Origin of the sequence: Streptomyces phaeochromogenes (assembly GCF_001418655.1) — a bacterium.
In the GTDB taxonomy this organism is placed as follows: Bacteria; Actinomycetota; Actinomycetes; order Streptomycetales; family Streptomycetaceae; genus Streptomyces; species Streptomyces phaeochromogenes.
The window spans coordinates 1-2,773 of record NZ_LIQZ01000429.1 but is presented as its reverse complement, the minus strand read 5'-3'; the positions used below and the strand labels follow the sequence as shown (position 1 = coordinate 2,773).

Here is a 2,773-nt window from a genome sequence, read left to right as displayed (position 1 = left end):
GGCCCGCCCTCCGTGTCGAACTGGGATGGCCCGCGGGGATACCCGACGGCGGGCGGCACGGCTTCACGCCCGAGCACCGCGTACGCCTGGAGGGCGCCCTGCCCGCCATGGCCGCCCGTATCGCCGACGCGCTTCCGTCCGACGCCCGCCGTGTCCTCGTCCTCGGCTTCGAGGAACTGATGTACGCGCCGCTGCGGCTCGGTGTCGCCCTGGAGAAGCTGACCGACGCCGAGGTCCGCTACTCCACGACCACCCGCTCCCCGGTGCTCGCCGTGGACGACCCCGGCTACGCGATCCGCACCCGGCTCGTCTTCCCGGCCCATGACAACCCGGCCGACGGCCCCGGCGATCGCTACGCCTACAACGTCGCGGGCGCCGGCTTCGACGCCGTCGTCGCCGTGGTCGACTCCACCGCCGACACGCCCGAACTGCACGCTCCCGACGGCCTGCTGGCGCGGCTCTCCGCGCACACGCCGAGCGTGCTGCTCGCCGTCGTCCCCTCGTACGCACCAGCACGGCCGTCCGCCGAGTCGTCAACCGTGTCGCCCACCGAGTCGTCCACTGAAAGGCCATTCATGCTGCCCGAGCCCCTCCGTGGCCCCGAGTTCTCCTCGTACGCACCTGACGAGGTCGGCTGGCTGCTGCAGGATCTCTCGGACACGAAGCTGGAGGCACCGACCGAGGAGCGCGAGGAGGCCATCCAGAGCGGCGGCGCCCACTACGCGGAGTCGCTCCCGGTGGAGTACCAGCCGAGCGACGCGTACCAGGAGCTGTTCCACAACGCGCTCGCCGTCTCGGCGACCCGCATCGCCCAGGCCGTCGGCGTCGTCACGGAGACCGTGCTCGCGGAGCGGTCGCCGCGCCCGGTCCTCGTCTCGCTGGCCCGCGCCGGCACGCCGGTCGGCGTCCTGATGCGCCGCTGGGCCCAGCACCGGCACGGCCTCGACCTCCCGCACTACGCCGTGTCCATCGTGCGTGGCCGCGGCATCGACGCCAACGCGCTGCGCTGGCTGGCCGCCCACCACGACCCGGCCGACATCGTCTTCGTGGACGGCTGGACCGGCAAGGGCGCCATCACCCGCGAACTGGCCCAGGCCGTCGAGGAGTTCGAGGCCTCCGACGGCATCACCGGCTTCGACCCGGAGATAGCGGTCCTCGCCGACCCCGGCTCCTGCGTGCGCACGTACGGCACCCGCGAGGACTTCCTCATCCCCTCCGCGTGCCTCAACTCCACGGTCTCCGGCCTCATTTCGCGTACGGTCCTCCGTGCCGACCTGGTCGGGGAGCACGACTACCACGGCGCGAAGTTCTACCGCGAGCTCGCCGGCGCGGACGTCTCCGTCGCGTTCCTGGACGCCGTCTCCGACCGCTTCGACGCGGTCGACGAAGCGGTCGACGCCCAGGTCAAGGAGCTCCTGTCCACCGACCGCAGCCCAACTTGGGAGGGCTGGGCGGCAGTTGAGCGGATCAGCGAGGAGTACGGCATCCACGACGTGAACCTCGTCAAGCCCGGTGTCGGCGAGGCGACCCGCGTGCTGCTGCGCCGCGTCCCCTGGAAGATCCTCGCCAGGGCCGGAGCGGGCGCCGACCTCGACCACGTACGCCTGCTCGCCGAGCAGCGGGGCGTACCCGTCGAGGAGGTGGCCGAACTCCCGTACACCTGCGTCGGGTTGATCCACCCCAAGTACACCCGCGGCGCGACCGGCGCCGACGGCAAGGCGGTGTCGGTCTGATGGCGAACGCCGACCCGACGACGAACACTGCCCCGACGGCGAACGTCGCCCCGATGGCGAACTCCGGTGCGCTGCCCACCTCTTCGCCCAAGGTGCTGGTCGCCAGCGACCTCGACCGTACGCTCATCTACTCCTCCGCCGCACTGGCCCTGACCATGCCCGACGCGCGGGCGCCCCGGCTGCTCAGCGTCGAGGTGCACGAGAGCAAGCCGCTGTCCTACATGACCGAGACCGCGGCGGGCCTGCTCGCCGAACTCGGTGACGTGGCCGACTTCGTACCGACCACCACCCGCACCCGCAAGCAGTACCAGCGCATCCAACTCCCGGGCCCCGCCCCGAAGTACGCGATCTGCGCCAACGGCGGCCACCTGCTCGTGGACGGTGTGACGGACCCCGAGTGGCATGCCTCGGTGACCGAACGCCTCGCCCGCGAGTGCGCTCCCCTCGACGAGGTGCGCGAGCACATGGAGGCCACCGCCGACCCGGTCTGGGTACGCAAGCACCGCCTCGCCGAGGACCTCTTCGTATACCTCGTCGTCGAGCGCGAACTGCTCCCCGAGGACTGGGTGAAGGAACTGGCCGTCTGGGCGGAGAACCGCGGCTGGACGGTCTCCCTCCAGGGCCGCAAGATCTACGCCGTACCGAAGCCGCTCACCAAGAGCGCCGCCATGCGGGAGGTCGCCCGCCGCACGGGAGCGACCCTCACCCTCGCGGCCGGGGACTCCCTCCTGGACGCCGACCTCCTCCTGGCCGCGGACCGAGGCTGGCGCCCGGGCCACGGCGAACTGGCCGACGCCGGGTGGACGGCCCCCGGCATCACCGCCCTCCCGGAACGGGGTGTCGCGGCGGGCGAGCGGATCCTGAGGGAGTTCTTGCGGGAGGCTCGGTAGGGGGCTTGAGGGGGGCGGGGTGGCCTGAGGGGTGCGCCTGAGCGGTGGCCGTACTGGATGGCTCAGGCGGCCACCTGCTCCTTGTCCTCGGTCTCCTCCTCCTCGGTCTCCTCCTTCGCGCGGCGGCGCCCGCCCGGGCCCGGGCGGAAC

2 protein-coding genes are annotated in these 2,773 nt (G+C 72.3%); both read left to right on the top strand.

The window, feature by feature from the left end; translation table 11 throughout:
- Positions 1-1,733, top strand: a 1,733-nt coding sequence (locus AOK17_RS41830) for a cysteine protease StiP domain-containing protein (RefSeq protein WP_206190927.1), incomplete at its 5' end; no start/stop codon positions are given.
- A gap of 53 nt (positions 1,734-1,786) precedes the next feature.
- A complete protein-coding gene (locus AOK17_RS41825) occupies positions 1,787-2,623 on the top strand; it encodes an HAD family hydrolase (protein ID WP_055617885.1) in 837 nt (278 codons plus the stop codon).
- Positions 2,624-2,773 lie beyond the last annotated feature (150 nt).

What these genes read in the sequence shown, in the direction of transcription:
- AOK17_RS41825 (WP_055617885.1), top strand. Translation starts at nt 1,787, where the DNA reads ATGGCGAACTCCGGTGCGCTGCCCACCTCTTCGCCCAAGGTGCTGGTC.